Raw genomic sequence first — 7033 nt, 5'->3', positions numbered from 1 at the left:
TATGCATTATGAATTGTGCATTATGCATTAAATAAATTCGACATTACTGACTGTGCTGTAGCTTTTCAAGCTACTGAAAGTTTCTGTTTACATTGTAATCTCATGAAAATAGCTCCTAACCACAAGGCGAATTACACGGTAACTTAAGTTTCCTTTTAAGTTGAAAATGTAAAAAATTACTGCTAAGAAAACGGCCTTTGAAATTTGATGAAATAGAAACGAAATCGCTTCTCAAAACCTAAAATCAACTCACAAAACAGTCTTGAATGCGCAACAAGCATCCTGTTTTTTCACAATTCAAGTCACTTTAGGCCGCTTTTTGCATCAAATCACCGCGCCATTCGCATCACTTTACAGCCTATTTTGATGCAGATGACAACGCAACCAGCGTCAAATGAGCACATATCTTCATCACATTTTTGCTCATATTTTGAACTTAATGACTTAACCATCTCATTCTCAATATCTTACAAAACACCCTTAAAACTCGCGTATTTCCGCCCGAGTGACTTTTATTTTTCAGCGAGGCCACTCTCCAAAAGGCTTTTGTAAAGAAGTTTACACCATAGACATCAGCATGGATATAAACACTGAAACGGGTTTATTTAATTTCGTTAAACATCGTTCTTCATGCTTTTATTTAATCTATTTTATCTAAATTTGTAACATTAAATAGTAGAAAGTGAAGAAACTATCAGCTAAATTCATCAAGATTGTTCTGCCGTTATTGCTCGGCGGAGTCATTCTTTATTGGATGTATCGCGATTTCGATTTCCACAGCATCAGCGACGTTCTGTTCCACAAGATGAACTGGATGTGGATGCTGTTGTCGTTTCCTTTCGGCATATCGGCACAGGCCTTTCGCGGTTGGCGCTGGCGACAGACGCTTGAACCTATCGGTGAAAAGCCCCGCACTTTGACTGCTGTTTATTCAATTTTCCTGTCATATGCCGTCAGTCTTATTGTGCCCCGAATGGGCGAATTCGCCCGTTGCGGCGTGCTGAAGCATTATGATGGCGTTTCTTTTCCCAAGGCCATAGGCACTGTAGTGACCGAACGTGCCATTGATTCCCTGCTTGTTCTGCTGATTGCACTGCTCACTTTTCTTTCTCAGATACCCGTTTTTACGCGTTTCTTTGACAAAACCGGCACGCGGATTGATACCCTCTTTACCAATTTCTCGCTTGCAGGTTGGTTGGTTACTGCCGTCTGTGGCGTCGCAGTTCTTATTCTGCTCTACTATCTTCTCCGTCGGTTGCGCTTTATAAATAAGGTGAAAGGCACGCTCAAAGGTATCTGGCAAGGGGTCAGTTCGTTGAAAGATGTGCACAATGTACCGCTTTTCCTCTTCTACACCATAGCCATTTGGGGAAGCTATTTCATGCACTATTACCTCACGTTCTTCTGTTTCAAAGCCACCTCGGGACTGTCACTTTCCTGCGCATTGGTTACCTTTATCGTGGGCAGCATCGCCGTGATTGTGCCTACACCCAACGGTGCAGGGCCATGGCATTTCGCCGTAAAGACGATGCTTATCCTTTATGGTGTGGGAGAAACTGATGCCCTTTATTTCGTTCTTATCGTGCATAGTGTGCAGACTCTTCTCGTCGTTCTGCTGGGCCTCTACGCCTGGTTAGCATTGGCATTCACCAAGAGAAACGACACTGTTCAACATGAATAATCCAATCTATTAAATCATTATATTATGAATGAAATTGCAAATCTACAGCCAAGTTGCATCTGGCGAAACTTCGATGCATTGACAAAGGTCCCACGTCCTTCAGGCCATTTGGAGAAAGTTCAGCAGTTCTTGCTCGACTTTGCAAAGCGAGTGGGGGTTGAAGCTTTTATAGATGAGGGCAACAATATCGTCATGAAGAAGCCTGCAACGCCTGGAATGGAGCGTCGAAAAGTCGTACTTATGCAGGCACATATGGACATGGTACCTCAGAAGTCGCCTGAAAGTAATCATAATTTCGAAACAGATCCAATCGAAACCTATATCGATGGAGAGGGTTGGGTGAGAGCAAAAGGAACCACACTTGGTGCCGACAACGGCTTAGGTGTAGCTGCAATCATGGCCGTTATGGAGGCAACCGACTTGCAACATGGCCCTGTTGAAGGCCTCATCACAGCCGATGAAGAAACCGGAATGTTTGGTGCAAACGACCTGCCTAAAGGCGAATTGAATGGCGATATCATGCTCAATCTCGACTCAGAGATGTGGGGTAAGTTTGTCATTGGCAGTGCCGGTGGTGTGGATGTCGATACAACTCTTGATTATGAAGAGGTGGAAACTGATCCTGAAGACGCTGCATTGAAGGTCACACTGAAAGGACTTCGAGGCGGACATTCAGGCTTGGAAATCCATGAGGGGCGTGCAAATGCAAACAAACTCATGGTGCGTTTCGTGCGCGAAGCCATTGAAACCTGCGAAGCTCGCCTGGTTTCTTGGAACGGAGGTAACATGAGAAATGCCATTCCTTTCAAGGCAGAAGTCGTGCTGACCATGCCTAAAGAGAACGTAGAAGCAGTGAAAGCACTTGTTGATGACTGGAAAGCTGACTTCGAAGATGAATACAAATACATCGAAGAAAACATTGAATTCTTTGCTGAAAAGGTAGAAACTCCGAAGACAGAAGTGCCTGTTGAGATACAAGATAACCTCATTGATGCTATCTATGCATGTCATAATGGGGTGGTTCGAATGATACCTGCCTATCCCGATGTTGTTGAAACATCGAGCAACTTGGCCATTATTAAAATAGAAAATGGCAAGGCTGCCTTCAAGATTCTTGTGCGTTCATCACGCGAAGACATGAAAGATTATGCTGTAAAGACACTCGAAAGCTGTTTCAACATGGCTGGAATGAAAGTTGAAGCCAGCGGCAGTTATGGCGGTTGGGACCCCAATCCAAACAGCGAAATCCTTAACATGCTGAAACGTATCTATAAGGAACAGAATGGCAAAGAGGCGATTGTGCAGGTTGATCACGCAGGACTTGAGTGTTCAGTCATCTTGGAAAAATATCCTAATATGGATGTTGTCAGCCTCGGTCCTACGCTTCTTAGCCCTCACACAACTAATGAACGTTGCCAGATTTCAACCGTAGAACCCTTCTGGAAACTGTTGAAACAAGTGCTTATTGAAGTGCCGGAGAAGTAAATAGGAACCTGTTTCAACTCATAAGAATAATTTAACCCCTAATCTTTTGCTTTGACTTTACCTGCAAACCTGCATGCCAAAACAAAGCAAAAGACTGGGGGTTATCTTTTGGCAAGAGCCTTTCTGCCTCCTGCTTACTCATATCTAATGGCCTCAATAGGGTCTAATTGCGCCGCTTTCTTGGCCGGATACCAACCGAAGAACACACCGGTGAGCGTGCAAACAGCAAAGCTCATGACGATACTCCAAGCTTGAATATAGATTGGCCAATGTGCTATCAGCTTGACACTATACGATGCTCCTATGCCAATTACTACACCAATAAGACCTCCCGTGACGCTAAGTAAGATGGCTTCGATAAGGAACTGATTCAGAATATCAACGCCACGGGCACCTACACTCATACGAAGACCAATCTCACGAGTGCGTTCTGTCACCGAAACATACATGATATTCATGATTCCAATGCCTCCAACTATCAGCGAAATCCCTGCAACACAGCCCAGAAGAACAGTCATTGTATCGGTCGTCGAGTTCATCATTGAAGAGAGTTCTTCCTGAGATCGGATGTTAAAGTCATCGGCATCAGCCTCTGAAGTGTCAGTAGCATCCTTTAATTTATGGTCTCGACGCAGTATTTCTGTAAGTTGTTCTATGGCCTTTTCTGTAAGGGCTTCCGTGATAGCTGAACACTGAATCTCACTTAAATAGGTTTGAGCAAGGATACGTTTCATCACAGTTGTATATGGCGCAAGCACCAAATCGTCCTGATCCATGCCCATAGAATTATAGCCTTTCTTCTTCAGTACGCCCACGATACGAAAGGGAATAGACCCGAAACGAACCACTTTTCCGACGGGATCTGCCCCATTAGGAAACAGATTATCTACCACTGTTTGCCCTACAACGCATACTTTCGCAGCGCCTTTAATATCATTTTCGGTGAACATCTCACCGTCTTCAACACTCAACTGACGTATTTCCAAATAGTCTTGATTAACCCCATAGATGCTCGAAGGTGTGTTGTTGTTGCCATAAATCCATTGACCGTTACTGCTTACCACTGGACTTATGGCCTTAATATAATCGCATTGGTCTTTTATATTGTTGTAATCCTGCATCTTTAACGTCTCCATTGAAGAGGCATCTTGACGCACACCGCCTCGCATATCAGCACCCGGATGAATCATAATCATATTAGATCCCATCTGCGCTACATTCTCTTGAATGCTCTTTTTGGAGCCTTGTCCGATGGCAAGCATCGTGATAACCGATGCCACGCCAATGATAATGCCCAACGCAGTGAGGAAAGATCGCATCTTATTTGCAAGGATTGCGCGTACTGCTATCTTAATAAGATTGATATAATTCATAATGAACAGCTGTTTTATTCATCAGAGTTTGCAGGCAAGGCAGCCAGTCCTTCCGCTGCACTCTGAATGTTGTTGTTATACTCATCACTGATAACTCTGCCGTCACGCAACTGAATATTCCGGCTGGAATAACGGGCTATATCAGGATTATGGGTTACAAATATGATGGTTCTACCCTCTGCATGCAGTTTCTGAAACAGCACAAGAATCTCAAACGAGGTACGAGTATCGAGGTTACCTGTTGCTTCATCGGCCAGAATCACCGCCGGATTGTTGACCAATGCACGTGCAATAGCCACACGTTGCATCTGTCCTCCCGACATCTGATTAGATTTATGATAGAGTCGTTCGCCCAATCCCACAGCCTTTAATACCTCTATTGCACGCGCCGTCCGCTCTTCTGCAGACACGCTTGCATTATACATCAGCGGCAGTTCCACGTTCTCCACGCTCGTCGTCTTGGGCAGAAGGTTATAGTTCTGGAATATAAAACCAATCTTTCTATTACGCAGAACCGCTCTCTGACTCCTTGACATGTTGCGCACAGAGACGCCATCCAGATAATATTCCCCACTACTTGGCGTGTCAAGACAGCCCAACTGATTAAGCAATGTGGACTTTCCTGAGCCGGATTTACCCATGATTGTAACGAATTCTCCCTCCAAAATCTTGAACGAAACGCCACGCAAGGCATGCACAAGTTCGTCACCAACCATAAAGTCTCGCTTCACATTCTGCAACTCTATGATGACTTTCTTCTCGTCAACCATGTCATTCATATTCGCTTTTCCTTTCATTCTACGTCACGATTACTTCTTCTTTTGTCCAGGACCCTTAGGTCCAAACGGACTCTGATCACTGCTGTCGGCCGTTGTTTCGTCCTCATTCGTCACGGCTGAAACGCTGGTAACAATCACTTGTCCACGGCTTACACCCGACAGTATCTGCGTATGTGTGCCGTCGGTCATGCCAATGTTCACAGGAACAGACTTGATAGTATTCCCCTCAATGACCCAAACTTTCGACTTTCCACCGCCATCTACAATCTTCATATGCCCCACCGTCTCCTTCGTTGGCGTATAACGCAGGGCCTTACTTGACACACTAAGCACGCCTGAACGCTCTGCAGTGAAGATGGTTACGTTGGCAGTCAGTCCTGGTTTGAGCTTCAGATTGGTATTCGGAGCACTGATAACAACTTCATAAGTCACAACATTATTCGTCGTCGTTGCCTCTTGTCTGACTTGCTTTACCGTGCCTTGAAAGGTTTCATCGGGATAGGCATCCACGGTAAATGTGACGCGTTCGCCCTCCTTTACACCGCCAATATCAGCCTCATCTACATTAGCAACCACCTGCATATTGGTAAGGTCTTGCGCAATGGTAAACAGCTCGGGAGTACTGAAACTGGCTGCAACGGTCTGGCCTTCTTCAACACTTTTGGAAAGCACAATGCCGTCAATAGGCGATGTAATGGTTGCATAACCAAGATTGGTCTGTGCTCGTTTCACCTCTTCCTGCGCGGCATTGACCTGCTGTCTGACAGAACTTACACTCTGAGATGCCGTCTGATAACTCAGCCGTGCAGTCTCAAAATCATTTGCCGACACTAAACCTTTGTTGTATAATGTCTTGTAACGATTGAAGTTTGCATGCTGATAAGCCAAGTCTTCCTGTGCTTTTCGCAGGTTAGCCTGCATCTGTTGAAGATTAGCTTTGGCCGAATTGAGCTGGCTCATCAGGTTAGATTTGTCAAGTTCGGCTATCACTTGCCCTTTCTTAACCACGCTGTTATAGTCTACATACAGTTTACTGACGATGCCAGACACCTGAGTACCAACGGTAACACTCGTCACCGGCTCTATCGTTCCCGTTGCCGTGATGCTGCTTTGAATATTGGCAGGAGCCACTTTCTCCGTGACAAAATCAACCTGTTCCTTTCTCTTCGAGCCTGAAAATGCCCATACAGAAACGGCAACTACGAGGACTACAGCCACGATATACCAAACCTTACTGATCTTTTTCATAGTTTCTTATCCGTATTATCTTATTTTATTTCCACATGACAATCGTCATCAATCCCCAAATATGCAATTATCCCGTTGCATCATTCCTGCCTTTATGCAGTGGATAACAAACTAAACGGTCTTCAGCATCAAAGAGATTTATGCTTTAGACCATATTCTCCTTCCATGGTTTATCCCGCAAGTGGCGATTTAACAAAAAATAAACCTTAGTGTCATTAGGCCACAATAGCATTACAACCGCCAAGTCATGAGAAGATCACAGCGCATGACATCGCAGGAAATCTCATTCATCAAGTCTTACTATCGCCTTTTCTTCACACCACGAAACACTCTATTTTCCCGCCCTTTCTGCATCAATGCATGCCTCTTCACATACATATCTGCAAAGAAACTCCACACTCGAAGCGGTCTGTTTTTGTAAATATTGTTATCCTGTTTTTAACACTTGGTAGTTTCAACTACCAAAT

General features: G+C 44.5%; 5 protein-coding genes. 2 read left to right on the top strand and 3 right to left on the bottom strand.

What is annotated here, in order from left to right:
- The first annotated feature begins 682 nt into the window (after positions 1-682).
- Together HMPREF2983_RS06330 and HMPREF2983_RS06325 are read left to right on the top strand one after the other, a co-directional pair.
- Positions 683-1681, top strand: a complete 999-nt coding sequence (locus HMPREF2983_RS06330; protein WP_070667418.1) for a lysylphosphatidylglycerol synthase transmembrane domain-containing protein — start codon at positions 683-685, stop codon at positions 1679-1681.
- Between the two features lie 24 nt (positions 1682-1705).
- Positions 1706-3166, top strand: coding sequence for an aminoacyl-histidine dipeptidase (locus HMPREF2983_RS06325; protein ID WP_070667417.1), 1461 nt, complete (start codon positions 1706-1708; stop codon positions 3164-3166).
- Between the two features lie 134 nt (positions 3167-3300).
- Here the strand turns inward: HMPREF2983_RS06325 and HMPREF2983_RS06320 are convergent, their stop codons facing one another.
- From HMPREF2983_RS06320 to HMPREF2983_RS06310, 3 genes are read right to left on the bottom strand one after another with little or no spacing between them, the layout of a single operon-like run.
- Positions 3301-4539 (bottom strand): ABC transporter permease, encoded by a 1239-nt coding sequence (locus HMPREF2983_RS06320; RefSeq protein WP_070667416.1) that lies wholly within the window; start codon positions 4537-4539, stop codon positions 3301-3303.
- 14 nt (positions 4540-4553) lie between these two features.
- Positions 4554-5336: an ABC transporter ATP-binding protein gene (locus HMPREF2983_RS06315; protein WP_070667415.1), complete on the bottom strand. Its 783-nt coding sequence runs from the start codon at positions 5334-5336 to the stop codon at positions 4554-4556.
- Between the two features lie 12 nt (positions 5337-5348).
- Entirely contained in the window at positions 5349-6566 is a 1218-nt protein-coding gene (locus tag HMPREF2983_RS06310) for an efflux RND transporter periplasmic adaptor subunit (protein ID WP_070667414.1), read from the bottom strand.
- Positions 6567-7033: the final 467 nt, after the last annotated feature.

The sequence above is a fragment of the Prevotella sp. HMSC077E09 genome (assembly GCF_001814685.1).
GTDB lineage: Bacteria > Bacteroidota > Bacteroidia > Bacteroidales > Bacteroidaceae > Prevotella > Prevotella oris.
The sequence above is the reverse complement of the archived record's forward strand: the minus strand, read 5'-3'. Positions and strand labels throughout refer to the sequence as shown.